Origin of the sequence: Streptomyces sp. NBC_01288, assembly GCF_035982055.1 — a bacterium.
In the GTDB taxonomy this organism is placed as follows: Bacteria; Actinomycetota; Actinomycetes; order Streptomycetales; family Streptomycetaceae; genus Streptomyces.
The window spans coordinates 6,324,283-6,349,153 of record NZ_CP108427.1 but is presented as its reverse complement, the minus strand read 5'-3'; the positions used below and the strand labels follow the sequence as shown (position 1 = coordinate 6,349,153).

Annotated in this window: 21 protein-coding genes; 5 read left to right on the top strand and 16 right to left on the bottom strand. The window is 68.8% G+C overall.

Going from position 1 to position 24,871, the window contains the following annotated elements:
• Positions 1-76: 76 nt before the first annotated feature.
• The 6 genes from OG194_RS28585 to OG194_RS28560 form a co-directional block, all read right to left on the bottom strand.
• Positions 77-1,726, bottom strand: a complete 1,650-nt coding sequence (locus tag OG194_RS28585) for a beta-N-acetylhexosaminidase (RefSeq protein ID WP_327407237.1) — start codon at positions 1,724-1,726, stop codon at positions 77-79.
• A gap of 10 nt (positions 1,727-1,736) precedes the next feature.
• The gene (locus OG194_RS28580; RefSeq protein ID WP_327403650.1) at positions 1,737-2,600 is read right to left on the bottom strand and encodes a carbohydrate ABC transporter permease; all 864 of its coding nucleotides are present in this window, start codon (positions 2,598-2,600) and stop codon (positions 1,737-1,739) included.
• Complete coding sequence (locus tag OG194_RS28575) at positions 2,597-3,553, bottom strand: carbohydrate ABC transporter permease (protein WP_327403649.1); 957 nt, start codon at positions 3,551-3,553, stop codon at positions 2,597-2,599. The genes OG194_RS28580 and OG194_RS28575 overlap by 4 nt, the downstream gene beginning before the upstream one ends.
• A 4-nt stretch (positions 3,554-3,557) precedes the next feature.
• Positions 3,558-4,853 carry an extracellular solute-binding protein gene (locus OG194_RS28570; RefSeq protein ID WP_327403648.1) on the bottom strand — a complete coding sequence of 432 codons (1,296 nt, stop codon included), beginning with the start codon at positions 4,851-4,853 and terminating at the stop codon, positions 3,558-3,560.
• A 242-nt stretch (positions 4,854-5,095) separates the two neighbouring features.
• Positions 5,096-5,383, bottom strand: coding sequence for a DUF3039 domain-containing protein (locus OG194_RS28565; RefSeq protein ID WP_026178118.1), 288 nt, complete (start codon positions 5,381-5,383; stop codon positions 5,096-5,098).
• A gap of 49 nt (positions 5,384-5,432) precedes the next feature.
• Positions 5,433-6,005, bottom strand: a complete 573-nt coding sequence (locus OG194_RS28560; RefSeq protein WP_327403647.1) for a YqgE/AlgH family protein — start codon at positions 6,003-6,005, stop codon at positions 5,433-5,435.
• 253 nt (positions 6,006-6,258) lie between these two features.
• Between OG194_RS28560 and murA the strand changes: the two genes are divergently transcribed.
• Positions 6,259-7,605: a UDP-N-acetylglucosamine 1-carboxyvinyltransferase gene (murA, locus tag OG194_RS28555; RefSeq protein WP_033286008.1), complete on the top strand. Its 1,347-nt coding sequence runs from the start codon at positions 6,259-6,261 to the stop codon at positions 7,603-7,605.
• Between the two features lie 99 nt (positions 7,606-7,704).
• On the opposite strand, the gene OG194_RS28550 is transcribed toward murA, so the two are convergent.
• The 6 genes from OG194_RS28550 to OG194_RS28525 form a co-directional block, all read right to left on the bottom strand.
• Positions 7,705-7,986, bottom strand: coding sequence for an HU family DNA-binding protein (locus OG194_RS28550; RefSeq protein WP_019056394.1), 282 nt, complete (start codon positions 7,984-7,986; stop codon positions 7,705-7,707).
• Between the two features lie 407 nt (positions 7,987-8,393).
• Positions 8,394-9,833, bottom strand: coding sequence for an NAD-dependent malic enzyme (locus OG194_RS28545; protein WP_327403646.1), 1,440 nt, complete (start codon positions 9,831-9,833; stop codon positions 8,394-8,396).
• Between the two features lie 316 nt (positions 9,834-10,149).
• Complete coding sequence (locus OG194_RS28540) at positions 10,150-12,462, bottom strand: HelD family protein (RefSeq protein WP_327403645.1); 2,313 nt, start codon at positions 12,460-12,462, stop codon at positions 10,150-10,152.
• Between the two features lie 163 nt (positions 12,463-12,625).
• A complete protein-coding gene (locus OG194_RS28535) occupies positions 12,626-13,423 on the bottom strand; it encodes an anti-sigma factor family protein (protein WP_442811808.1) in 798 nt (265 codons plus the stop codon).
• A gap of 2 nt (positions 13,424-13,425) precedes the next feature.
• Complete coding sequence (locus tag OG194_RS28530) at positions 13,426-13,947, bottom strand: sigma-70 family RNA polymerase sigma factor (protein ID WP_019056398.1); 522 nt, start codon at positions 13,945-13,947, stop codon at positions 13,426-13,428.
• A gap of 329 nt (positions 13,948-14,276) precedes the next feature.
• Entirely contained in the window at positions 14,277-14,870 is a 594-nt protein-coding gene (locus OG194_RS28525) for a CGNR zinc finger domain-containing protein (protein ID WP_327403643.1), read from the bottom strand.
• 297 nt (positions 14,871-15,167) lie between these two features.
• Between OG194_RS28525 and OG194_RS28520 the strand changes: the two genes are divergently transcribed.
• Positions 15,168-15,668, top strand: a complete 501-nt coding sequence (locus OG194_RS28520) for an anthrone oxygenase family protein (protein ID WP_327403642.1) — start codon at positions 15,168-15,170, stop codon at positions 15,666-15,668.
• Between the two features lie 735 nt (positions 15,669-16,403).
• Here the strand turns inward: OG194_RS28520 and OG194_RS28515 are convergent.
• From OG194_RS28515 to OG194_RS28505, 3 genes are all read right to left on the bottom strand, one after another.
• Complete coding sequence (locus OG194_RS28515; RefSeq protein ID WP_327403641.1) at positions 16,404-17,564, bottom strand: uroporphyrinogen-III synthase; 1,161 nt, start codon at positions 17,562-17,564, stop codon at positions 16,404-16,406.
• Between the two features lie 160 nt (positions 17,565-17,724).
• A complete protein-coding gene (locus OG194_RS28510; protein ID WP_327403640.1) occupies positions 17,725-19,098 on the bottom strand; it encodes a nitrate/nitrite transporter in 1,374 nt (457 codons plus the stop codon).
• A gap of 158 nt (positions 19,099-19,256) precedes the next feature.
• On the bottom strand, positions 19,257-20,138 hold the full coding sequence (locus OG194_RS28505; protein WP_327403639.1) for an alpha/beta hydrolase: 882 nt from the start codon (positions 20,136-20,138) through the stop codon (positions 19,257-19,259).
• 189 nt (positions 20,139-20,327) lie between these two features.
• Between OG194_RS28505 and OG194_RS28500 the strand changes: the two genes are divergently transcribed.
• Entirely contained in the window at positions 20,328-21,200 is an 873-nt protein-coding gene (locus tag OG194_RS28500) for a helix-turn-helix transcriptional regulator (RefSeq protein WP_327403638.1), read from the top strand.
• On the opposite strand, the gene OG194_RS28495 is transcribed toward OG194_RS28500, so the two are convergent.
• The gene (locus OG194_RS28495) at positions 21,184-21,633 is read right to left on the bottom strand and encodes an ATP-binding protein (RefSeq protein WP_327403637.1); all 450 of its coding nucleotides are present in this window, start codon (positions 21,631-21,633) and stop codon (positions 21,184-21,186) included. The two genes, OG194_RS28500 and OG194_RS28495, sit on opposite strands and share 17 nt — an antisense overlap.
• Between OG194_RS28495 and OG194_RS28490 the strand changes: the two genes are divergently transcribed.
• A complete protein-coding gene (locus OG194_RS28490; RefSeq protein WP_327403636.1) occupies positions 21,626-22,867 on the top strand; it encodes a helix-turn-helix domain-containing protein in 1,242 nt (413 codons plus the stop codon). The two genes, OG194_RS28495 and OG194_RS28490, sit on opposite strands and share 8 nt — an antisense overlap.
• A gap of 122 nt (positions 22,868-22,989) precedes the next feature.
• Positions 22,990-23,376 (top strand): hypothetical protein, encoded by a 387-nt coding sequence (locus OG194_RS28485; RefSeq protein WP_327403635.1) that lies wholly within the window; start codon positions 22,990-22,992, stop codon positions 23,374-23,376.
• Positions 23,377-24,871 lie beyond the last annotated feature (1,495 nt).

Genomic DNA, 24,871 nt, shown 5'->3' with positions numbered 1-24,871 from the left:
GTTTTCGTACGGCATCACCGGTACACGCGGATTGCCACTCAACGGTGACTCCTGGGGGCTTTTTCCCTTACGGGTTCTACGCGTTCGGGGGCGGACCGTCCTTGGGTCGTCCGAGCACGCCGGGGCGTCGCTGCCACGGCAGTGGTCCGGTGGGCGGACGGTAGGCGACCCCCAGGGCGTCGAGGCGCGGGTAGTGGGCGGCCATCCGGCGCTCGAAGTCGGCGAAGTCCCGTTCCGCGGGCGCCGGAAGAGCGCTCCAGGCGACCTCGGCGAAGGCCGCGAGCCGGGGGAACGTCTGGTAGTCCACGCGTGCGTGGTCCTCCATCACCTCGGTCCACACGTTGGCCTGCGCGCCCAGCACATGACGGGCCTCGTCCTCACTGAGCCGCTCGGGAACCGGCTCGAAGCGGTAGACGTCCTCCAGGCTGCGCACATGGGCGATCGGCACGGGCTCGTCCTCGCCGGGGGCCTGCCGCCAGTCCAAGTACACATACTGCTCGGGGCACATGACGACGTCGTGCCCGGCGCGGGCGGCGGTGATCCCGCCCTCGAAACCACGCCAGGACGACACGACCGCCCCCTCCGCGAGCCCGCCCTCCAGGATCTCGTCCCACCCGACGAGCCTTCTCCCGCGCGCGGAGAGCCACTTGTCGAAGTGTCCGATGAACCACGACTGCAACTCGTCCTCGTCCGCGAGCCCGAGTTCCGCGATGCGCGCCTGCGCGATCGCCGACTGCTTCCACTGGTCCTTGAGGCATTCGTCACCGCCGACGTGAATGAACTCCGAGGGGAACAGCTCCAGGAGTTCCTCGAACACCCCCTCGTAGAAGCGCAGGGTGTTGTCAGTGGGGGCGAGTACGTTCGGGTTGATGCCCCAGGTGTCCCAGACGGAGAGGGAGTTGGTGTCTATGACGTCGGTGTTGCCGAGTTCCGGATACGCGGCGATGGCGGCCTGCGAGTGTCCCGGTACGTCGATTTCCGGGACCACGGTGATATGCCGCTCGGCGGCGTAGGCGACGATCTCGCGGATGTCGTCCTGCGTGTAGTAGCCGCCGTGGGGCTTGTCGTCCCACAGCTGTGAGGCACGGTGGCCGAATTTCGTGCGCGCCCGCCAGGAGCCGATCTCGGTCAGCTTCGGGTACCGCTTGATCTGTACGCGCCAGCCCTGGTCGTCCGTCAAGTGGAAGTGGAAGACGTTGAGTTTGTGCGCCGCCATGAGATCCAGGTAGCGCAGGACGCCTTCCTTGGGCATGAAGTGCCGGGCTACGTCGAGCATGAGGCCGCGCCAGGGGAAACGGGGGGCGTCGCGGATGCTGACCGCGGGCAGTTCCCAGCGCCGCTCGGCAGTGACCGGGGCGCGGCGGAATGCCTCGGGGCCGAGGAGTTGACGGAGGGTCTGGGCGGCGTAGAACAGGCCGGGTTCATCGGCCCCCCAGAGGTGGACCAGATACCCGTCCACGATCAGGGTGTACGCCTCCGGGTCGTCGGACTCCCCCGGGCCGACGCGCAGCATGATGCGGTTTCCGCTGTCCCGGTGAGGTGACAGGGGCAGTCCGGTCGCCGCGCCGACGGTGGCCCGCAGCCACTGCGCCACCCGCTCGGTGCCGGGGCCCGCGTCGATCTCGGTCCCCGCGTCGAGGATGTAGCCCACGCCCCCGCCGGGCAGTGCGTGCGCGACGCTGCTCGGCGCCGGAATCAGTTCCGTCTCTGAAGTCACGTCGGTCACGTCGGTCACGTCAGTCCTTAACCGCTCCGCCCAGCCCCGAGACCAGACGTCGCTGTACGAGTACGAAGAACACCAGCACCGGAATCGTCATCACCGTGGAGGCCGCCATGACCCCGCCCCAGTCGGGATCGTCGGGCTTGTAGAAGACCAACAGGGCCATCGGCAGGGTCGACTGGGAAGTGTCGCTGATGATGAAGGACTTGGCGAAGAGGAAGTCGTTCCAGGCCGAGATGAAGGAGAACACGCTCGTGGCGACCAACCCCGGGAAGACGAGCGGGAAAAGGATCTGCCACAGGAATCGCGTCCGGCTCGCCCCGTCGATGTACGCGGCCTCCTCCAGCGCGTCCGGTACGGCTTTCACGAACCCCCGCAGCATCCAGATCGCGAACGGCAGCGAGAACGCGATCTGAGGCAGGATCAGCGACCCCAGGGTGTTCAGCAGCCCGAGCCCCCGCATGGTGAAGAACAGGGGGATCGTCAGCGCTTCCACGGGCACCATCTGGGCCACCAGGAACATGATCAGGAGGGTGGTCCGGAAGCGGAACCGGAATCGCGTCACCGCCGTCGCGGCGAGAAAGGCGATCAGCGCCGAGACGATGACCACCGAGCACGCCACGACAAGGCTGTTGACGAAGTAACGGCCGAATTCCTGCTGCCCGAACACCCGCCGGAACGAGTCCAGAGAGGGCGCGAGCGTCCACGGCCGGGGCTCGCTCGACTCGATCTCCCCGGCCGGTTTGAAGGCGCTGAGCACCATCCAATAGAGGGGGAAGGCGACGACGACCGCGATCAGCAGCGCGGAGGCCTCGGCAGCGAGCCGCCAGGGCCGCCGGGGTCGTCGTACAAAGCCGTCAAGACCGCGAAGCAGACTCACAGCTCCTCCCCCTGCCTGCGCAGCAGGCGCAGATAGACCAGCGTGACGGCGAGCAGCATCAGCAGCATGACGACACCGATCGCCGAGCCGAGGCTGTACTTCGAGGACGCGAACGCCTGTTGGTAGGCGTACACGTTCAGCACGAGGTTCTGGCCCGCGATGCCGCCGCCGTTGGTCATGACGTAGATCTGGGTGAAGACCTTGAAGTCCCAGATGACGGACTGAATGGTGACGACGGTCAGGATCGGCCGCAGCATCGGGGTGAGGATCGACCGCCAGATCCGCCACTGCGAGGCCCCGTCCAGAGCGGCGGCCTCCAGCACCTCGGAGGGCACGGCGCGAATCCCGGCGTAGACCGTCACCATCACGAACGGGAAGGAGCACCACACCACTTCGAGCAGCACGAGGAAGAACGCGCTGAGGCGCCCGTACGTCCAGGAGTGGTCACCGAGGCCCAGGATGCGGTTCACCGGCCCGAAGTCCGGGTCGAAGAGCAGCAGCCAGACCGTCGAACCGGTCACCGCCGGCGTCGCCCACGCCCCCAACGCGGCCAGCATCAGCACGAGTCGGGGCACGGCACGCACGCGCGTGAGCAGCACGGCGAGCGCACACCCGACGGCGAGCGTCGACACCACACACGCCCCCGCGAACAGCACGGTGGCCAGCAGTACTTGCCAGAACTGACTGTCCGAGAAGAGCGCGGAGTAGTTCCCGACCCCCTCGAAGGTCGTCGGTTCCCCACCACTGACCTGGGCCTGTGTGTACTGGAAGAAGGAGATCAGGCCGAGCTGATAGATGGGGTAGACGAGCAACCCACCTAGGACGACGAGAGCCGGGGCAAGATAGATCCAAGGAGTCGTCCAACCCCCCAAGGGGCGCGGGGAACTGCGCGATCGGCCACGACGGGCCCGCGCCCGCGAACGGTCCGCGGTCAACGAGCTATTGGGCGCCATCCGCTCAACCCGCGGAGCTGAACGCGTCGTTCATCTTCTTGGCCGCGTCCTTCGAAGCCGCCGCCACGTCCTTCTTGCCGCTGATGACCTCCTGCAACATCGTCGGCAGCACCAGCGAGGAGTCGATCTCGGACCAACCGGGCGACGCAGGAACGAACTTCGTCCCCGCGGCCAGCGTCTGAACGAACGGCTTCTCGAACGGCACCTTCGCCGCAGCCGCGTCCCGGACGTCGGTGAACGTCGGCAGGAACCCCATCGCGTCGAACATGGACGCCTGCGTCGTCTTCGAGGTGAGCTGCTCCATCAGGTCCACCGCGAGCGTGCGGTGCGAAGTGCTCTTCAGGACACCGATGTTGTTGCCCCCGGCGAACGCAGGGGCGACAGACCCGGACGCGACACCCGGCAACGGCACGACCGCGTACTTGCCCTTGACCTTGCCCGCCTCGACAGCCGTGTGGCTGAAGTCGCCCCCGATCGCCATGCCCGCCCTGCCGGCCGCGAACGCGGTGATCGTGTCGTTGCCGCCCATCACCGCGCACTTGGCGGCGGGACAGTTGTCGCTCGTGAAGAGGGAGGTGTAGGCCTTGATGCCCTTCTGGGCGGCGGCGCTGTCGATCGCGGAGGTGTACGAACCCCCCTCGGCCGTGGCGAGTTCGCCGCCGTTGGCCCACACGAAGGGCATCGCGCCGTACGTGTAGGCGCCGCCGACGACAAGGCCGTAGAGGTCGGACTTCGCCTTGTGGATCTTCCGGGCGGTGGCCGCCAACTCGGCCATGGTCTTGGGGGGTTGGAGGCCCAGGTCCTTGAAGACGTCGGTGCGGTAGTACAGGGCGCGGACGCCGACGTAGAACGGGGAGCCGTACATCTTGCCGTCGACCGTGACGGACTGCTTCGCGGTCGGGTCGGTGTCCTTGGCCTCGCTCCACGCGCCGAAGTCCTTGGTGACGTCGAGGAGTCCGCCGTCCTTCACATAGCCGGCCGTGTCGGTGTTGCCGTACTCCATGACGTCGGGCGCGGACTTCGGGTCGTTGAAGGCGGCCTTCACGCGCTGGGCGCGGGTGTCGATCGGGATGTACTCGACGTCGACCTTGGTGTCCTTGTGCGCCTTCTCGAAGGCGGCGACCACGGAGTCGACGACCTTCGCCTTCGGGTCGTTGCCGACCTCCTGGAAGAGCCACACCCGCAGGGTGCCGCTCTGGTCGTCCTTGTCGGAGGACGAGTTGTCGGAGGTCTGGGGCGCGCAGCCGGCGACGACAGCGGCGGCCGCCACGAGTACGGCGAATCGGGGGGCGAGCTTCATGGAGCGTTCCTCCGGGAATCCGGGCGTGCGTTGCAACATATGCAATGGGCGTTTCGCGCTGCACAACACCACGGAGATTAAGGAGTAGATGAACGCCGCCACAAGAGGTCTCAACCACTTCGTGACACGCGAAAGCCCGCCGAAAAGCCGTCGAAACATGCAAAAGGCCCTCGGGGCGCACCGAAGCGCGCCCCGAGGGCCTCAGAAACCGAGAGCCTCAGAAAGTCGGACCGGCCGAACGGCTACTTGTCGCCGCCCTTGCCCTTGTCGCCGTCCCCGCCCGAGCCCATGGACTCGTAGATCTCCTTGCACATGGGACACACCGGGTACTTCTTCGGGTCGCGCCCCGGCACCCAGACCTTGCCGCACAACGCCACCACGGGAGTGCCGTCGAGGGCGCTCGCCATGATCTTGTCCTTCTGGACGTAATGGGCGAAGCGCTCATGGTCCCCGTCACCGTGCGACACCTGGGGCGTCGGCTCTACGAGGGTCCCCGTACCAGTCCCGCGCTCGGGCTCAAGAGTGCTCATAGTGCCAAGGGTACTGAAGCCCACCGGCATCAGTTCCGCGAAGGGCCCCTCAGTTCAGGGAAGGGTCGTCCGGATACGTCGCCACCATCGCCAGCTCGCTGCGCTGGCGGCGCAGCACCTCGCGCCAGAGTCTCTCCGGGGACGGCGAGGACACGTCACCGGGCTCCGACTCGACGACGTACCAGGCGCCCTCCACCAGTTCGTTCTCCAGCTGCCCGGGCCCCCAACCCGCGTACCCGGCGAAGATCCGCAGCGAGCCGAGTGCCGCGGCGAGCAGCTCCGGCGGGGCCTCCAGGTCGACGAGTCCGATCGCTCCGTGCACGCGCCGCCAGCCGAGCGGGGTGCTCTCGCCGGTCGCGCCGCCCGGGATGACGGCGACGCCGAGGGCCGAGTCCAGCTGGACCGGGCCGCCCTGGAAGACGACGCCCGGTTCGCCGGCGAGATCCGCCCAGCCCTCCAGGATGTCGCCGACGTCCACGGGCGTCGGGCGGTTGAGGACGACACCGAGGGAGCCCTCCTCGTCGTGGTCGAGAAGGAGCACCACCGCGCGGTCGAAGTTCGGGTCCGCCAGGGCGGGTGTTGCCACGAGCAACCGCCCTGTGAGCGAGGACACCTCGGTCATGCCTGACATGATCCCGCATCTTCCCCGTGATGGGGGAGGCAATGCGGGTACCTGAGTGAACGCAGCTCAGGGCGCACCGAAGCGTCCGAAGCGCACACCCCCACCCTGTGACCCCATGTGCCCGATTGGGAACGGTTCGTGTTGTGACACAGCTATGACGTAGCTGGGTACTCCTTGGGCTTACAGGAGGGGGGTGGGCGGCCATTACGCTTACGTCTTCGGCCCCTGCCCAACTCCACGGAACGCGAGATTCATGACCGTCAACGGCTCAGACGACGTACTGCTTGTCCACGGCGGAACCCCGCTGGAGGGCGAGATCCGTGTCCGCGGTGCGAAGAACCTCGTACCCAAGGCCATGGTCGCCGCCCTGCTGGGCAGTGAGCCAAGTCGACTGCGCAACGTTCCGGACATCCGTGACGTTCGTGTCGTACGCGGACTCCTGCAACTGCACGGGGTGACGGTCCGTCCGGGTGAGGAGCCGGGCGAGCTGGTGCTCGATCCGTCGCACGTGGAGAGCGCCAACGTCGCCGACATCGATGCCCACGCGGGCTCGTCGCGCATCCCGATCCTGTTCTGCGGTCCGCTGCTGCACCGGCTCGGGCACGCGTTCATCCCGGGGCTGGGCGGCTGCGACATCGGCGGCCGGCCGATCGACTTCCACTTCGAGGTGCTGCGGCAGTTCGGCGCGAAGATCGAGAAGCGGGCGGACGGCCAGTATCTGGAGGCCCCGCAGCGGCTGCGCGGCACGAAGATCCAGCTGCCGTACCCGTCCGTGGGCGCGACCGAACAGGTGCTGCTGACCGCGGTGTTGGCGGAGGGCGTCACCGAACTCGCCAACGCGGCCGTGGAACCGGAGATCGAGGACCTCATCTGCGTACTGCAGAAGATGGGCGCGATCATCGCCATGGACACCGACCGCACGATCCGCATCACCGGTGTGGACTCGCTCGGCGGCTACACCCACGCGGCCCTCCCGGACCGTCTGGAGGCCGCGTCCTGGGCGTCGGCGGCGCTGGCGACCGAGGGCAACATCTACGTCAAGGGCGCGCAGCAGCGCTCGATGATGACGTTCCTCAACACCTACCGGAAGGTGGGCGGTGCCTTCGCGATCGACGACGAGGGCATCCGCTTCTGGCACCCCGGCGGCCAGTTGAAGTCCATCGCGCTCGAAACGGACGTGCACCCCGGCTTCCAGACGGACTGGCAGCAGCCGCTGGTCGTCGCCCTCACGCAGGCGACGGGCCTCTCCATCGTGCACGAGACGGTCTACGAGTCCCGGCTGGGCTTCACCTCCGCGCTCAACCAGATGGGCGCGCACATCCAGCTCTACCGCGAGTGCCTGGGCGGCTCGCACTGCCGCTTCGGCCAGCGCAACTTCCTGCACTCGGCGGTCGTCTCGGGCCCGACCCGCCTCCAGGGCGCCGACCTGGTCATCCCCGACCTCCGCGGCGGCTTCTCGTACCTCATCGCGGCGCTGGCGGCCCAGGGCACGTCCCGCGTCCACGGCATCGACCTCATCAACCGCGGCTACGAGAACTTCATGGAGAAGCTCGTGGAGCTGGGCGCGAAGGTCGAACTCCCGGGCAAGGCGCTCGGCTAGCAGCCGGTTGTACGACGATGGGGCGGCCACCCGGTCCGGGTGGCCGCCCCATTCGCGTTACTTGAGCCTCGTACGCAATCCCGTCGCGTACGCGAAGGCCTACTTGCCCTTGGCGGCTTCCTTGAGCTTCGAGCCCGCGGACACCTTGACGCTGTAACCGGCGGGGATGTTGATCGGGTCGCCGGTCTGCGGGTTGCGCGCGGTGCGAGCGGCACGGTGGGTGCGCTCGAAGGTCAGGAAGCCGGGGATGGTGACCTTCTCGTCACCCTTGGAGACGATCTCGCCGACGGTCTCGGCGAACGCGGCCAGAACGGCGTCGGCGTCCTTGCGGGTCACCTCGGCACGGTCGGCCAGCGCGGCCACCAGCTCACTGCGGTTCATGTTGTTACTCCCGTGTTCTTCTTGCCGTTTGAGGCGTGCCACGCGGCGGAGCCGCATATCGGGCACGGTGAAGCCGATGCTGCCAGGGTCCTCGGTGAGTCCCCGGACCCGGGTCCGTCGTCCAGACCCTCGCGCCCGAAGACGCATCCTGCCCCTACCTGCGGCGGGAAAGCCAATCCGGCACCCGTAGGAGTCGCGAGAACACCCTTGGGAGTCACACGAAGAGCGCCACGCCCTCTGCGTGATGACGCTCCGTCGGCTCCCGGCAGCGAGGGCCGGGCCTGGAAGGCCCGAAACCTGGCCGCCACGATAAACGGCTGCCGAAGGCCCCGGGTTCCGCGACGCGCCGGTGCGTGAGCGTCCGTGGCGATCCTCACAACCGCCGCACACCCGCCGTTCGAGGGGTTCTACGACGCGGAGGGCGCCGTCGAGGCCGCCACCACTCCCGCCGCCTTCGCCGCGTCACGGACCGCGCCCGCGACCGCGCCGGCGACCTTGTCGTTGAAGACGCTGGGGATGATGTAGTTCGCGTTCAGCTCGTCCTCGGTCACCACGTTCGCGAGTGCGGTCGCCGCGGCGAGCATCATCTCGGTGTTGACGGTGCGGGACTGCGCGTCCAGCAGACCGCGGAAGACACCCGGGAAGACCAGCACGTTGTTGATCTGGTTCGGGAAGTCCGAGCGGCCCGTGGCCACAACCGCCGCCGTCTGACGGGCGATCGTCGGGTCGACCTCGGGGTCGGGGTTCGCGAGCGCGAACACGATCGCGCCCTCGGCCATCGCGGCCACGTCGTCGCCGTCGAGGACGTTCGGGGCGGAGACGCCCACGAAGACGTCGGCGCCGCGCACGGCCTCCTTCAGGGTGCCCGTGAGGCCCTCGACGTTGGTGTTGTCGGCGATCCAGCGCAGCGGCGAGTCGGGCTTGGCGTCCACCAGGTCCTCGCGGCCGGCGTGCACGACACCGTGGATGTCGGCGACCACCGCGTTCTTGACGCCGGCGGCGAGCAGCAGCTTGAGGATGGCCGTACCGGCCGCGCCCGCGCCGGACATGACGACCCGGATGTCACCGATGCCCTTGCCGGCGACCCGCAGGGCGTTCGTCAGCGCGGCGAGGACCACGATCGCGGTGCCGTGCTGGTCGTCGTGGAAGACGGGGATGTCGAGGGCCTCGCGCAGCCGGGCCTCGATCTCGAAGCAGCGCGGCGCGGAGATGTCCTCCAGGTTGATGCCGGCGAAGCCCGGGGCGATCGCCTTGACGATCGCGACGATCTCGTCGGTGTCCTGGGTGTCCAGGCACAGCGGCCAGGCGTCGATGCCGGCGAACCGCTTGAACAGGGCCGCCTTGCCCTCCATGACCGGGAGCGCGGCCATGGGACCGATGTTGCCGAGGCCCAGCACCGCCGAGCCGTCCGTCACGACCGCGACGGAGTTGCGCTTGATGGTGAGGCGGCGCGCGTCCTCGGGGTTCTCCGCGATCGCCATGCACACGCGGGCCACGCCCGGGGTGTAGATCATCGAGAGGTCGTCACGGTTGCGGATCGGGTGCTTGGACTGCATCTCGATCTTGCCGCCGAGGTGCATGAGGAACGTACGGTCCGAGACCTTGCCCAGGGTGACGCCCTCGATGCCGCGCAGCTGCTGGACGATCTCGTCGGCGTGGGCCGTCGAGGACGCCGCGATGGTGACGTCGATCCGGAGCTTCTCGTGGCCGGAGGCGGTCACGTCGAGGCCGGTCACCGAGCCTCCGTGGGACTCCACGGCCGTGGTGATCTGGGATACCGCCGTTCCGCTGGCGGGCACCTCCAGACGGACCGTGATCGAGTAGGAGACGCTGGGCGCCGTAGCCATGGCCGACTTCCTCTGCTTTCACCGTTGAGCTGAGTACGCGCTCCGATGGTCGCACCTACTGTCGGGTAGGCGTTAGCCGCCCCCGATTGCGAACGTTTTGTTCTCAACGGTTCGCGAGAAAAAGAGGCCCCCGTCACTTTTCCCGTGACGGGGACCTCTCTGACAAGCAATGACACCGACCCGCCATGCTCGCCTCGCGGCAAGTGGTCGCTCTAAGCGACGAAGGTTGGGCCCGGGGGCTTGGATCGGGCCGGTGTCACATCCAGGCTAACAAACAGATCCCGTAAGACCATTCCCATCCCGAAGGTTCACCGTATTAGTCCCTGAGAAGGTCCGGCACCCCGTTCGCGTCCGGCTCGTCCCGCTCGGCCGAGACGACCGTGAGTTGCTGGGTCGCACGGGTGAGGGCGACGTACAGGACACGGAGCCCGGCGGGCGACTCGTCGGCGATCTCCGCGGGCGATACGACGACCGTCGCGTCGTACTCCAGACCCTTGGCCTCCAGGCTGCCGAGGGCTACGACCCGGTCCCCGAGGCCGGTGAGCCAACGGCGGGCCTCCTCACGGCGGTTCATGGCGACGACCACGCCGACGGTGCCGTCGACGCGGTCGAGCAGTTGAGCAGCCTCCGCGCGGACGGACTCGGCGAGCGAGTTCCGTACGACGGCGAAGTGAGGCTTCACTCCCGTCGAGCGGACCGCGGACGGGGACTCGGAGCCGGGCATCGCCAGGGCCAGGACCTTCGCCGCCAGTTCGGCGATCTCGGCGGGGTTGCGGTAGTTGACCGTGAGGGTGAAGCGGCGGCGGGGGCGGGAGCCGAGGGCCTCGTCGCGGGCCTCGGCGGCCTCGTCGGGGTCGGACCAGGAGGACTGGGCCGGGTCGCCTACGACCGTCCAGGTGGCGTGCCGGCCGCGGCGGCCGACCATGCGCCACTGCATCGGGGTGAGGTCCTGGGCCTCGTCGACGATGACGTGCGCGTACTCGACGCGCTCCTGGGCGAGCCGCTCGGCCCGTTCGCGCTGCGACTCCTCGCGTACGGGCATCAGCTCTTCGAGGCCGGTGAGCTGGTCCAGCGGATCCAGGTCGCGCCGCTTACGGGGGCGGGCCGGGGTGCCGAGGATCGCCTGGAGTTCGTCGAGGATCGCCACGTCGTGGACCGAGAGCCCGTCCCGCTTCAGCGCGCGGGCGACCCTGCGGACCTCGCCGGGGTTGAGGATGCGCCGGGCCCAGCGGCCGAGCCTGCGCTCGTCGGACATCGACGCCAGGACGGAGCGCGGGGTGAGTTCGGGCCACCAGGCGTCGAGGAACGCGATGAAGTCGTCCTCGCTCGCGATGTCCTCGTCGAAGGACGAGCGCAGTTCGGCGGCCAGTTCGGGGTCGGTGTGCCGGCCTGCCGAACCGGAGCGCTCCCACAGGGCGTCCAGGAGCAGCTTGCGGGCGCGCGGCCGCAGCATGTTGACCGGGGCCGTACCGCTGAGCGCGCTCTGCCGGACGCGCTCCAGGTCGGCGGCCTCCAGTTCGAGCCGGCGCCCGAAGGCGACGACCCGCAGCCGGTTCGACGCATCGCTCCGCTCCAAGGCCCCGCGCGCGGCCTTCCGCAGCACCGCGAGCATCCGGTACGACCCCTTCGCGCGGGCCACGGCCGGGGAGTCGTACAGGGTGGCCTCGGCGCCGTCGACGAGCGAGCCGATGGCCCGGATGGCGACCTGGCCCTCCTCGCCGAGGGACGGCAGGACGCCCTCGGTGTACGCGACCAGCAGCGGGGTCGGCGAGACGATGAGGATGCCACCCGCGTACCGGCGCCGGTCCTGGTAGAGCAGGTAGGCGGCGCGGTGCAGGGCGACGGCCGTCTTACCGGTCCCCGGGCCGCCCTCGACGTACGTCACCGAGGCGGCGGGGGCGCGGATCACCAGGTCCTGCTCGGCCTGGATCGACGCCACGATGTCGCGCATGGTGTGGCTGCGGGCCTGGCCGAGCGCGGCCATGAGGGCACCGTCGCCGATGACGGCGAGCTGCTCGCCGTCGAGGGAGGCGGTCAACTCCGGCCGCATCAGGTCGTCCTCGACCCCGAGGACCCGCCGCCCCTTGGACCGGATGACCCGCCGCCGTACGACCCGCCCCGGGTCGACCGGCGTGGACCGGTAGAAGGGCGCGGCGGCGGGCGCCCGCCAGTCGATGACGAGGGGCGCGTACTCGGAGTCGAGGACTCCGATACGGCCGATGTGCAGCGTCTCGGCGATGTCGGCGGTGCTGTCGTCCCGGACAGCGCCTTCAGCCGGCTCCACGGCGGTGTAGGCGCCGTCGGGCCCCTTCTGGCCGTCCTTCCCGAGCAGGAGGTCGATCCTGCCGAAGAGAAAGTCCTCGAACTCGTTGTTGAGCCGGTTGAGGTGGATACCGGCGCGGAACACCTGTGCGTCCCGTTCGGCGAGCGCGCCGGGCGTGCCGACCTGGCCGCGCTTGGCCGCGTCGTTCATGAGGAACTCGGCCTCGTGGATCTTCTCTTCGAGCCGCTGGTACACCCGGTCCAGGTGTGCCTGTTCGACGCTGATCTCCCGGTCCCGTAGTGAATCCTGGGCGGATTTGTCGGACACCGTGTCGAGCGCGGTCTCCTGTTGAGCCTGTGCGGCCACCGGGCCCCCTTCTGACGTGCTGGGCAGCCGTCAACCGTACGCGAAAAAAGGCCTCGGTAGTGAGGGGCCTGCCCGGTGGATCTTGACAAAGACGCGGGGCCCGGCACGCGCACCTTCCGCGTTCCGGGCCCCACACACCACAACCGGCCGGTTGTACCGGTGCTTACGCGTCCACTGCCACGAGCTTCTTGCCGTCGAAGGTCATGACCTCGAAGTGGTCGATCTCGTTCGGCGTGAAGGCCGCGCCGCCCTGGGCGTAGAGCGGGTTCTTGGCCTCGGCCTTCGTGGCGTTCGCGATGCCGTAACCCCAGGCCGGGACCGACCAGGAGCTCATGGTCTCGCGTTCGCCGTTCTTGCCGACGGCGATCAGGGAGCACTTCAGCGGGCCCTTGACGTTCTTGAGCTCGACGACCCCGAGGGTGCCCCAGTCCTTCTTGGACATCGCCACGGTCGCGGTGACCTTGGTGCTCGCGTCCGTCGCCGTGACCTTGTCGGACAGGTTTTCGAAGGTGGTCTTCGCGGTGCCCACGGCCACCGAGCCTCTCTGGCCCGAACTGTCGCCGCCGTTGGCCGCGATGACGGCCAGCGGTCCCGCGATGATCAGGGCCGCCGCGGCGGCGATCATGTAGAAACTGCGCCGACGCTTCAGGGCCCGACGGTCGCCGACGTCGTCGACCAGCCGCTCCACCAGTCGTGGACTGGGTTTCGCGGCCAGGGACTCGGCGATGGCCGGGGTGCCGGTGCCCGGCAGATCCGCGAGCGCCGCCAGCATCGGTTCCATCCCGGCCAGCTCGTCGAGCTGCTGGGCGCACCATTCGCAGGTGGCGAGATGGGCCTCGAAAGCGGTTGCTTCGGTGTCGTCGAGAATCCCGAGGGCGTAGGCGCCGACGGTCTCGTGTTCGTTCGAGCCCTGAGATCCCTGCGTGGAACCAGGACTACCCGTTCCGTATCCCCCGTACATGCTCATGCCGTCACCCCCCGCTCCTCCAGAGCAAGCTTCATCGATCGAAGGGCGTAGAACACCCTTGAGCGCACCGTGCCACTGGGGATGCCAAGCGTCTCGGCCGCCTCATTGACGGTACGCCCCTTGAAGTACGTCTCGACGAGCACCTCCCGGTGGGCCGGGGTCAGGTCGTCCAGCGCGTCCGACAGTGTCATCAGCCACAACGCCTTGTCGATCTCGTCCTCCGCGGGGATGACCTCCAGCGGCGACGGGTCCACCTCCTGCGGCCGGGCCTGCCGGCTGCGGTGACCGTCGATGACGATGCGCCGTGCCACCGTCACAAGCCAGGGTCGTACCGATCCGGTCGCCCGGTTGAGCTGGCCGGCGTTCTTCCAGGCCCGGATGAGCGTCTCCTGCACCACGTCCTCGGCACGCTGCCGGTCCCCGGCGACGAGCCGCAACACATAGGCGAGCAAGGGTCCGGCGTGCTCTCGGTACAGGGCACGCATCAGCTCCTCATCAGGTTCCGAGGACTGGGACATGCGATGTCGGGCCCTCGGTGCGTGTTCATTGGCCACGACGGAATCCTTGCGCACGCCCACCTCCGGTGTCCGGGGGTTCCCCCAGTCGGTCGCTCAGGGAGAGGTACGCGGGCGGGTGGTCGGGTGTTCAACGTGAGGCGACAGTTTTCTTTGAACTGACGTGACGAGCGGGACATGAGTGCACATTCCCACCGTACGATCTTTACATTTCCACCACACGAGCAAGATCACGAGGGCTGCCCGGACCGTGCCGGAGTGAAACGCACTGTTGTCGAAATCACTTCGACAATTGACGTCCCGTCACTTCACAGAAGCCGCATAAGGGATTCTCAGGCTCGGGCGAGCGCGGCGCGCCGCCGATGCCGAGCCACTCTTTCGCGGTTCCCGCAGACCTCACTGGAGCACCAACGCCTCCGTCGCCCCCGGGACGAATCCAGATAAACGATCGGGCAGTTGTCCCCCGCGCACTCCCTCAGCGAGGCCCGCGCGACGGGATCGGTGAGCAGTTCCACGGCGTCCCGCGCGATGACCGCGAGCAGCGCGTCGCACCCCGGAGTCCCGTCCAACTCCCGCACCAGCACGCCCTCTTCATCGCGTACGGCACGGGGGGCGGGGGGTGCGGCGCGGGCGAGGTCGTTGACGCGGGCGAGGGCGAGGTCATAGGTCCGGGTGTCGGAACCGCTGCTCCTGCGCACCAACTGACCCACCTGCCCCCGCAGTTCACGAAACCCGACAAGCCAGCCGGAATCGACGTGCGCGAGCGGGGTGGCCGCGGGGACGAGCCCCGATCGGACGATCCACGCGCGGAGCGGCTCCGGCACGTCGAGCCGTTCCTCGGGATGCGTGGTCGCGAGCAGATCCAGACAGATCCGCCCGGCGTCGAAACGCAGCTCGTACGGGGCGATGGTCGAACCCAGTGCCATGTGCCTGTCACCGCCTAGGGATTACCCCGGTCGTCGGGTCGGTCGGTGGGGGTGAGTGAGTGGGGTGAGGAGGGGTGAGGTGAGTGGGGCGAGGTGAGTGGGGCGAGGTGGGATGCGGGTGCGGGATGCGGGTGCGAGGTGCGGGTGCGGGAAACCGTTCTCTCTACAGTGCCTGCCCGCTCGCGTGGCCGTAACCCCTTGTGCGGGGCGCGCGTGGACATCGGTGTGGACGGTCGCGTATGCGGTCGCGCGTCTCGGCGATGTCCGGCGGGGTGCCCTGTCCGTTGACTGGAGGGCATGACAGAGAAACAGGGCACGATCGGCACGGGTTGGGTACTGGGTGCGGCCACCGTCGCGATGGGGTTGATCGCCGGGGTCTTCTACGTGTTCGCCTGCGCGATCATGCCGGCGTTGGCGCGCAGCGACGACCGGGTGTTCGTGGAGGTGATGCGCAACATCAACGACGTGATCCAGAACCCGGTGTTCTTCCTGAGCTTCATGGGGGCGTTGGTACTGGCCGGGGTGTCCGCGTGGCAGGTGCGCGGGAGGCCGTTTCGGGGGTGGGTGTGGGCGGGGTTGGTCGCGTATGCGTTGGCGTTTCTGGTGACGGTTGCCTTCAACATCCCGCTGAATGACGGCCTGGCGAGCACGGCTGATGTGGGGGTGGCTCGGGAGCGGTTCGAGGGGGCGTGGGTGGGGTGGAATGTGGTGCGGGCGGTGTTGTCGACGGTGGGGGTGGGGTGTTTGGTGCGGGGGCTGGTGTTGTACGGGGGGTTTCGGCGTGGGGGCGCTTCTTAGTGCGGGGCGTGCCTTCAGTGCCGGGGGGTCTGTCGGTGCGGGGTGGGGCCATTCAGCGCCGGGTGTTCTCTCGGTGCAGGCCGGGGGCTTCAGCGCAGGGCGGGGTCTTGTGCGGGGTGACGCGTTCGATGCCGGGTGGGCGCTTGGTGCGGGGTAGCGCCTTCAGTGCAGGGCAAGCTCCTGGCGCAGGCCGGCGCCATCCCGCTGGTGGAGGGCTACTTGTCAGCGCAGGCCGACGCAATCCAGCCGGTGCAGCCTCGCTTCTCGGTGCAGGGCGGGTCCTGGTGCGGGGGCACCTTCAGTGCCGGGAGGGCGCTCGGTGCAGGTCCGCGCCAACCAGCCTGCGGGGGCTCGCTTCTCGGTGCAGGGCGGGTCCTGGTGCGGGGGCACCTTCAGTACCGGGAGGGCTCTCGGTGCAGGCCGGCGCCAACCAGCCTGCGGGGGCTCGCTTCTCGGTGCAGGGCGGGTCCTGGTGCGGGGGCACCTTCAGTGCCGGGAGGGCTCTCAGCGCAGGTCGGCGCCATCCAGCTTGCGGGGGCTCGCTTCTTGGTGCAGGGCGGCGTCATCCGGGTCAGTTCGTGGTGGGTCGCTCGCTTCTCAGTACAGGTCGGCGAGATTCAGCCCGTCCGGCGTTTGAGGACGAGGCCCCTTCAGGGCCGATGGGGGTCTGGGGGCGGAGCCCCCGGGTACGTCGGCATCGACACCCCGCACCATCAGCCCCGTACCGACACCGGTTCACACGTCGGCGTACTTCGTGTCGGCCGACGGGTCCAGTGCCAGGCGATAGCCCCGTTTCACCACCGTCTGGATCAGCTTCGGGGAACCGAGTGCTGTGCGGAGGCGGGCCATGGCTGTTTCTACGGCGTGTTCGTCGCGGCCGGCGCCGGGGAGGGCGCGGAGGAGTTCCGCGCGGGCGACGACCCAGCCCGGGCGGCGGGACAGGGCGCGGAGCAGTGACATGCCGGCCGGTGGGACCGGCCGTAGCGCGCCGTCCACCAGGACCGCGTGGCCGCGGATCTCCACGCGGTGGCCCGCGATGGGCAACGTGCGGGCGCGGCCGGGGAGTTCCTGGCAGAGGAGTTGGACGAGGGGGCCGAGGCGAAAGCGTTCGGGCTGGACCGTGCTGATGCCGTGGTTCTGGAGCGGGAGCGCGGTGACGGGGCCGACGCAGGCCGGGAGGACGTCGTGGTGCAGGGCGGCGAGGAGTTCGGGCAGCAGGCCCCGGGTCTCGGCGCGGGAGAGCAGCGACGCGGCGGCCGGTGCGCTGGTGAACGTCAGCGCGTCCAGGCCGCGGGAGACCGTGGCGTCGAGGAGCCGGTCCAGCGGGGCGATGTCCTCGGGCGGCATCCACCGGTACACGGGAACGACGACCACGTCCGCTCCCCCGGCCCGGAGCGACTCCACGAACCCGGGCAACGGTTCGCCGTGCAGCTGGATCGCGACCCGGCGCCCCTCGACACCCTCCTCCAGCAACCGGTCCAGCACCTCCGCCATGGACTCGGACGACGGCGACCACTCCTCGGTCAGCCCGGCCGCGCGCACCGCCCCTTTGACCTTGGGCCCGCGCGCGAGCAGTTCCACCCCGCGGAGCCGGTCGAGGAGCGCCTCGCCGAGCCCCCACCCGTCGGCTGCCTCGATCCATCCCCGGAACCCGATCGCGGTCGTAGCCACCACGACGTCCGGCGCCTGGTCGATCAACTCCTTGGTCGCGGCGAGCAGTTCGCTGTCGTCGGCGAGGGGCACGATGCGCAGCGCGGGCGCGTGCACGACCACCGCGCCGCGCCGCTGGAGCAGTACCCCCAGCTCGTCGGCACGGCGCGCGGCGGTGACGCCCACGGTGAACCCGGAGAGGGGCCCGTGTTGCGCGCGCTCCGCTGGCTGCTGTTCCTCGTGCATGGCTCTCGTCCCGAACGTAGTCGTACACACAGTCTTGTTCGTACACGCAGTCGTGTTCGTACACGCAGTCGCGTATGGAATGACCCGGTGCCTACATGCCGAACGAGCCTGTCAACGGCGCGTGACAGGCTCGGTTCGGCTTTATGTCGCCGGTGTTACGTCACACCTCGGCATAGCTGAGCTGCGACTTCACCTCCGATGCGGAAGCCTTGGCCTGAGCCTGGGCGGTCGGGCGGCGAAGGTATACGGCCCAAGTCACCCCGAAGCAGAGGCCGTAGAAGACGAGGAAGGTGACGAACGCGCCGGTCCCCGAGCCGGAGGACAGGAACGACTGCCGGAAGGCGAGGTTGATGCCGACCCCGCCGAGCGCGCCCACGGCCCCGATGAGCCCCATGGAGGCCCCGGAGAGCCGACGCCCGTAGGCGGCGGCCTCGTCCCCTTCGAGCCCCTTCGCGAGCGCCTTGGTCTGGAAGATGCCGGGGATCATCTTGTACGTCGACCCGTTGCCGAGCCCGCTGAGCACGAACAGGACGATGAACACGGCGACGAACAGCGGCAGTGACTTCTGCATGCTGGCGACGACCAGGACGGCGGTCGCGGCGGCCATGGCGACGAAGTTCCACAGGGTGATCCGCGCACCGCCGTAACGGTCCGCGAGCCAGCCGCCGACCGGGCGGATGAGCGAGCCGAGCAGCGGGCCGATGAAGGTGAGATACGCGGCCTGCAACGGCGTACGGCCGAACTGGACCTGAAGCACCTGCCCGAACGCGAACGCGTACCCGATGAACGACCCGAACGTGCCGATGTACAGGAACGCCATGATCCAGGTGTGCCAGTCGCGCGCGGCGTCCTTGGCGGCGCCGGTGTCGTTCTTCACGGAGGTGAGGTTGTCCATGAAGCGGGCGGCGAGGACGGCGGCGACGAGGATGAGCGGGATGTAGATCCCGAGCAGCACGCGCGGCCCGCCACTGGCCCCGATGATCGCGAGGGCGACGAGCTGGATGACGGGCACGCCGATGTTGCCGCCCCCGGCGTTCAGCCCGAGCGCCCACCCCTTCCTCCGCAAGGGGAAGAAGGCGTTGATGTTGGTCATGGAGGAGGCGAAGTTGCCGCCGCCGATGCCGGCCAGCAGGCCGATCCAGAGGAAGGTGTCGAAGGAGGTCCCCGGCTTCATCACGACGAACGCGGCGATGGTCGGGACGAGCAGCAGGCTCGCGGAGACGATCGTCCAGTTCCGCCCGCCGAAGACGGCGACCGCGAAGGTGTACGGCACCCGGACGACCGCGCCGACGAGCGTGACCATCGACGTCAGCAGGAACTTGTCGGCCGGGGTCAGCCCGTACTCCGGGCCCATGAAGAGCACCAGCACGGACCACAGGGTCCAGATCGAGAAGCCGATGTGCTCGGAGAGCACGGAGAAGACGAGGTTGCGCCGGGCGACCTTCTCACCGGTCTCCCGCCAGAAGGTCTCGTCCTCCGGATCCCAGTGCTCGATCCACTTGCCGGGGGCGGGAGTTGGGGCCGGGGCTGTCATGACGCCTCCACGATGCACTACGGGGTAACGAGCAGTGATGCATCCCGAAGGTAGGGAGGGCGGGTTTCCGCGCTGTGGCTGTGGGTGACCGGAAGGGAACGTTGCTCTCACGGGCGGGGGGTGGGCGCGGTGAGGTGACGGCACCCTGCCCCCGCCGCCTACGACAAGTGCTGCTTGAGGAACGCGTCGATCCTGGCGATGGCGGGGCCGACGTACTCGGGGCGGTCGTAGAGGTCGAAGTGGGTGCCGCCCTCGATCAGGAACAGTTCCTTGGGCTCGTGGGCCTTGGCGTAGGCGGCCTCGCTCTGGGCCAGGGTCTCGGCCGCGGTCCCGGCGATCAGCAACAGCGGTGTGGGGGCGAGGAGTTCGATGGTGTCCAGGGCGGAGAAGTGGACCATCTTGTCGTAGGACCACAGCAGGGTCTCGTTGCGCCAGTTCGGGTCCTGGTTGCGGTCGGTGAGGTAGAACTTCTTGCCGTTCTCCCGCCACGGGTCGAGTGGGCCGTCCGCCAGGAACGGGACGTGGACGGGTCGGCCGGTGGCCCGGTAGGACTCCCGGGCGCCCTGGGCAGCGTCCATGATCGCCCGCCAGTCGCCCGCGGCCAGGACGGTGGCCCGCAGATCGGGCAGGCCGCTGGCGGTGGCCACGGCCTTGATGCGCCGGTCGGCCACGGCGGCGGCGGGCGCGTAACCGCCGCCCGCGCAGACACCGACCGCCGCGATCCGGGCGGCGTCCACCTCGGCGCGCGAGGTCAGGAACGTGACGGCGTTCTTGACGTCCTCGATCTTGGCGAACGGGTCCTCGTCGCTGCGCGGGTAGCCCTCGCTCTCGCCGTAGCCGGTGTGGTCGAAGGCGAGGGCGGCGTAACCGAGTGCGCTCAGCCGCTCGGCGTAGACCGCCGGGACCTGGCCCTTGGTGCCGGAGGCCGGGCCGACGACCACGACGGCCGGCAGCCGCTCGCCCACGGTGTGCTCGTCGGGCAGATACAGATGGCCGAGCAGATGGCGGCCGTTGCTGCGGAAGCCGATGTCCTGACGCATGGTGACTCCTCTGGTCCAAGGCTCCGGGGATCCGGTGATCCGGTGATCCGGGGAGGGAAACGGGGGGATTTCCTCCATCGTTGCTCCACTCCACACCGCTGACCAGGGCAGACTCTTTCCTGGGAAGGATCCTTCCTAGGAAGGAATTGGACCAGGCTGCTCACTCGTCCGCGGGAGAGAATGGTGGGTATGACCACGAGCAGCCGCCGTCCCGAGGAGCCGGGGACGGAGTTGGGGGCCTTCCTCAGGGCCCGCCGCAGCAAGCTCGACCCCGGCACGGTCGGTCTCGCCGAGACCGGCGGGCCGCGCCGGGTGCCGGGGCTGCGGCGCGAGGAGGTGGCGCAGCTCGCGGCGATCAGCACCGACTACTACACGCGCCTGGAACAGGGCCGCCTGCCCGGCGCCTCGCCCGCGGTCCTCAACGCCCTCGCCACCGCGCTGCGCCTGGGACCGGACGAACGCAGCTACCTCTACCGGCTGGCCAACAAGAGCGACCGGCAGCCGCCGAGCGGCCCTCGCACGGAGCGGGTCCTGCCGCACACGCGGATGTTGCTGGACAACCTGCGCGACAGCCCCGCCGTACTGCTCGGCCCCTACCTCGACGTCCTCGCCTGGAACGGGCTGGCCACCGCGGTCTTCACCGACTTCGCCGCCCTCCCCCGGCGCGAGCGCAACTTCCTGCGCCTGCTCTTCCTCGACCCCACCGTGCGGGGGCGCTACGTGGACTGGTCCGGCATCGCCCGGATCTGCGTCGCGTACGTCCGCACCGCGGCCGAGGGCCACGACGATCCCCGCCTGTCGGCACTGATCGGCGAACTGTCCCTGCGCGACCCGGACTTCCGCACCTGGTGGGCCGAGCGCCACGCGACGTACCAGAGCCACGGCACGAAGACCTTCGTCCACCCCGCGGCCGGCCGGTACACCCTCCACTGGCAGACCCTCCGCATTCCCGACACCCAACAGACCCTCATGGTGATGACGGCTCCGGCCGACAGCGAGGACCTTGCGGTGCTACGGCGGATCGAACGCCTGGATACGTCCACCGCTACCGGTGCGCCGTGACACAGCGCCCGCCGACCTCGAACCACAGCAGCTTCCCCGCGCCCCGGTCCATCAGCCCACCGTCCCCGATCGGCCAGCCGCCCCAGGAGGTGGCGTACGTCTGGACGAGGTGGAGGCCGCGTCCGTTGTCGGCGTCGGTCGGAGCGGGCGGGAGTTGTTCACCGGGCCGTTTGTCGAAGGGGGCGGGGATGTGGGGGTTCGAGTCCCAGACGCCGACGCGGAGCCGTCCGTCGCCGAGGGCGGTGAGGCGCAGTGACGCGGGGCCGTGGGTGTGCCGGTAGGCGTTGGTGACGAGTTCGCAAGCTACTTGCGAAAGTGTGTCATCGAATCTACTGGTCACGCGCTGATCCCGGTCCGGCCAGGCTTGCCGAACTCGCGTTGTGCGGTTGGCGCATGGGCATACGCTTGTTGTGAGGTGAGTGCTGATGTCCACAGGATTGGCCGACAACGTCAGGAAGTACCGCCGCACGGCTGGACTGAGCCAAGAGGGCCTTGCCGAAGCGGCGGACCTGTCACTGAGCACTGTCCGGAAGGCTGAGCAGGGCGGGCACGTGAGCATGGAGACGCTCGCCGCGCTGGCGCGTGCGCTGGGGGTCTCCACCTCTGCGCTGTTCGCGACGGAGACGCCAAAGTCTGTGCTGGGCACGGAGGATGAGGCGAACCGCCGATCTTTGGCGGAGCTGCGGCGGGCCCTGATGCCTCCCATCGGACTCTCTGCATCCTTGTCGGAACCCGGGGTGGCAGGGGAACTGTCTGCGATCCGGCGAAGCGTTCAGGACGGTCACGCGCTCTACCAGGCCGACCGCTACACATCTGTCGCACGCATGCTGCCCGAGCTGCTGCGATCTTCCGAAGCGGCCGTGGCAGCTCTCGAAGGTGAAGAGCTGCAACATGCCATGATCGCCCGGAGCCATGCGCTGCTGCTCACCGGCAAGTACCTCACACAGGTGAGGCAGTACGACATGGCCTATTACGCGCTGGCCGAGGCGATTCGGCTTGCCCGTGAGGCGGGGCAAACTCAGCTTGCGGCCACGGGAGTTGTGGGGCTGTGCTGGCTGCTGCTGCGGCAGGACCGGTTCGACGAGAGCGAGCAGCTTTCAGCGCAGACTGCGGCGGAGATCGAACCGCGTATGTCCGAGGCGACGCCCGCGCACCTTGCCGTGTGGGGTGAGTTGTGGCTCAGGGTCGCTGCGGCATCGGTACGAAACAACCGGCCGGACGTGGCGCAAGAAGCCCGCAGGATGGCACGCACTGCCGGGGGCGCACTGGACAGTGAGCACCTCGACTTCCCGGCGCACTGGAGTGCGTTCGGGCCAGTGACGGCTGAAGCGAAGGCCGTTGAAGACCTGTCGCTCGTGGGTGATGCGCGCGGCGTACTCCGACGGGCCGATGACGGGCCGCTGAGCGCCAAGGCGATGCGGAACTACGGAAAGTTGAGCCCGAACAACTGGGGCCGTCACCGCCTGGACGTCGCTCGTGCCAACGTCGCGCTCGGGTCGCACCAGGACGCCATGGACGAGTTGAACAGGCTGCGCCGTACGTCGGGCGAGTGGCTGACTCATCAGCCCATGGCACGACGCGTGATGGGAGACCTCCTCAAGACCCGTAAGCGGACGCTGACGGAGGACATGCGCAGCATGGCGACTCATCTCGGGGTCGCCGGATAGCCGCTGCGGAGCGTGGTAGTTCGGCGTTGCGAGCTGCTGAACTACCGCTCTGTGCCCGTGGGTTGGGGATCTGGGCGCCCGTACGTTCTCTCTACCGATCAGCGGCAGAGGGGACCGAAGCGATGCAGAGAGCGGATGGCGACCGGCAACGGCGGCAGGAGCTTGCCGACGTGTCATCGGGGCATCTACCCCGATTGCTGCCCTGGACGACAGATGACGGCAAGCGGTGCCTGTTAAGCGCCGATACCGAGGGCGGGTTCCTGTCCCGTCTCGCTGATGACTTCGAAGCCGCGCAACTCGGCCTGGGCTCGGACATGGTCACGGAAGCGTCCACGGTGCTGGGCAACCCCATGGCCACGCACGCCGAGGTGCGCTACGCGACGCTGCGCCTGTCCGAGTGTCTGACTGATGTGCTGCGGATCGCTGAGAGCCGAGGGCTGCGTCTGTCGGTGCCTGACGGCGACGAGGACGACGACAGTCCCGCAGCGTCCGCTGAGGCGGTCGGATGACCACCGCCCCGGTACGACCCCGGAAGCCGACAGTGCAACGGGAGTTCGCGGGCATGCCGCTGGAGGATCTTCCGGGGCACTGCAAGCGGTGCGTCGGGCGCCGGGCGGTGTGGTGTCCGGGGTGCTGCGGCTTCGGCGGATGCTCCCGCTGTCAACAGACTGGGATGCTGCCCTGTCCCGAGTGCGCGGGCGGCCCCCATGTCCCCGTGATCATGTGGTGACTCCGGCACGCTGAGAACGGCCTGAGCAAGGCTCAGAGTGTCGGCTGCCCCGCCCGTGCGTCCTCCCCCGTGACGCTGGGCGGGGCTCTCCGCTGTCTCCACAATGCTGGTCCTGTTGATCCTGAGCTGGGGTCATGGTGCGCTGTGGGCACGCCGCCGGCCGTAGAGGCTTGGGGCGGGAGCTGCCATGGGGTGAGTGATCATGGCCCCGTAAGCTGATGGCGCGTCGGGCAGTTGGTGAAGCTGCCCGGTAAAGCACGACGTTGGGGCCATGATCTTCGAGGCTCGCCCCATGGTGGCTGCCTCAAGCCTCGTAGGCCGTCGGCCCCAGCCACAACCTGCGACCGGACACGCCACGGTCGCCGCCTTCAAGAACAGAGAAGAAGAGTTACGCCGATCAGGTCGGCGTGACCTTCCAACGCTCATGGTTGCCCGTGGTCGTCGCGCGGCTGCCGCCGGACCGGACCGGCCGAAGGCTGCACGCCGGGCCGAGCGGCACAGGCCGCACGCCGGGCCGAGCGGCACAGGCCGCACGCCGGGCCGAGCGGCACAGGCCGCACGCCGGGCCGAGCGGCACAGGCCGCACGCCGGGCCGAAGGCGCGCCCTTGAGCAAGTAAAGAGAAGTTACTCCGATTCGATCACGCGCTGCTCCGCGCCTCCTCCCTGTTCGCCGGAGAGCGGTCCGCCCTGCTGCTGGCCGAGTGCCCGGGGGTGGTCCTGGTGCCAGTGCGGTCCGTACGAGAGCTGATGGGCAGGGCTCAGCTGCGGGTGGTGCCGCGTTCTGGAACTCTGGGGCCCTGAGCGGACGTTGGGCAGGAAGAGACTCAGCAGAGACGAGACATTTGCCGTCACGACTTGGCGCGTCGTGACGGCCGCAGCGCAGACGCCACTTCTGACCGTCTGCCTGGAAGTGGAGAATTCCAGTGGCTGCGCGCCCAAATCGTTCTCGTCGTCCGCCCCGTGGTCCGCGTCTCACTCGTGAACAGTGGCTGTCCCTGCACGTGGCACGTGCTCCGAAGATAACGCCCGAGCAATGGCGTAAGACCAACGCGATACTGCATCCACGGGACGACACAGCACCTGAATAGCGAAGAGCCCCGGTGACCAAGAAGGCCATCGGGGCTCTTCGCTATTCGGTCGACGCTACCGGGGTCTTCGAAGTTGGGCAGTGCGCGGGGACGCTCGGCATCAGGAAGGCATGGCGAGAAAGTGTGACACTCCGCGCGGAAGTGTCACACTTTCTCGGGGAGGGTCCCCTCCAGGGGCACCGGCA

Excerpts from the sequence above, each read along its gene's own strand:
- OG194_RS28520 (WP_327403642.1), top strand. The coding sequence starts at position 15,168 with ATGACAGAGAAACAGGGCACGATCGGCACGGGTTGGGTACTGGGTGCG.
- OG194_RS28510 (WP_327403640.1), bottom strand. The coding sequence starts at position 19,098 with ATGACAGCCCCGGCCCCAACTCCCGCCCCCGGCAAGTGGATCGAGCAC.
- OG194_RS28500 (WP_327403638.1), top strand. The coding sequence starts at position 20,328 with ATGACCACGAGCAGCCGCCGTCCCGAGGAGCCGGGGACGGAGTTGGGG.
- OG194_RS28530 (WP_019056398.1), bottom strand. The coding sequence starts at position 13,947 with ATGTCCCAGTCCTCGGAACCTGATGAGGAGCTGATGCGTGCCCTGTAC.
- OG194_RS28490 (WP_327403636.1), top strand. The coding sequence starts at position 21,626 with ATGTCCACAGGATTGGCCGACAACGTCAGGAAGTACCGCCGCACGGCT.
- OG194_RS28560 (WP_327403647.1), bottom strand. The coding sequence starts at position 6,005 with ATGACCGAGGTGTCCTCGCTCACAGGGCGGTTGCTCGTGGCAACACCC.
- OG194_RS28570 (WP_327403648.1), bottom strand. The coding sequence starts at position 4,853 with ATGAAGCTCGCCCCCCGATTCGCCGTACTCGTGGCGGCCGCCGCTGTC.
- OG194_RS28565 (WP_026178118.1), bottom strand. The coding sequence starts at position 5,383 with ATGAGCACTCTTGAGCCCGAGCGCGGGACTGGTACGGGGACCCTCGTA.
- OG194_RS28550 (WP_019056394.1), bottom strand. The coding sequence starts at position 7,986 with ATGAACCGCAGTGAGCTGGTGGCCGCGCTGGCCGACCGTGCCGAGGTG.
- OG194_RS28515 (WP_327403641.1), bottom strand. The coding sequence starts at position 17,564 with ATGCACGAGGAACAGCAGCCAGCGGAGCGCGCGCAACACGGGCCCCTC.
- OG194_RS28535 (WP_442811808.1), bottom strand. The coding sequence starts at position 13,423 with ATGTACGGGGGATACGGAACGGGTAGTCCTGGTTCCACGCAGGGATCT.
- OG194_RS28525 (WP_327403643.1), bottom strand. The coding sequence starts at position 14,870 with ATGGCACTGGGTTCGACCATCGCCCCGTACGAGCTGCGTTTCGACGCC.
- OG194_RS28575 (WP_327403649.1), bottom strand. The coding sequence starts at position 3,553 with ATGGCGCCCAATAGCTCGTTGACCGCGGACCGTTCGCGGGCGCGGGCC.
- OG194_RS28485 (WP_327403635.1), top strand. The coding sequence starts at position 22,990 with ATGCAGAGAGCGGATGGCGACCGGCAACGGCGGCAGGAGCTTGCCGAC.
- murA (WP_033286008.1), top strand. The coding sequence starts at position 6,259 with ATGACCGTCAACGGCTCAGACGACGTACTGCTTGTCCACGGCGGAACC.
- OG194_RS28505 (WP_327403639.1), bottom strand. The coding sequence starts at position 20,138 with ATGCGTCAGGACATCGGCTTCCGCAGCAACGGCCGCCATCTGCTCGGC.
- OG194_RS28545 (WP_327403646.1), bottom strand. The coding sequence starts at position 9,833 with ATGGCTACGGCGCCCAGCGTCTCCTACTCGATCACGGTCCGTCTGGAG.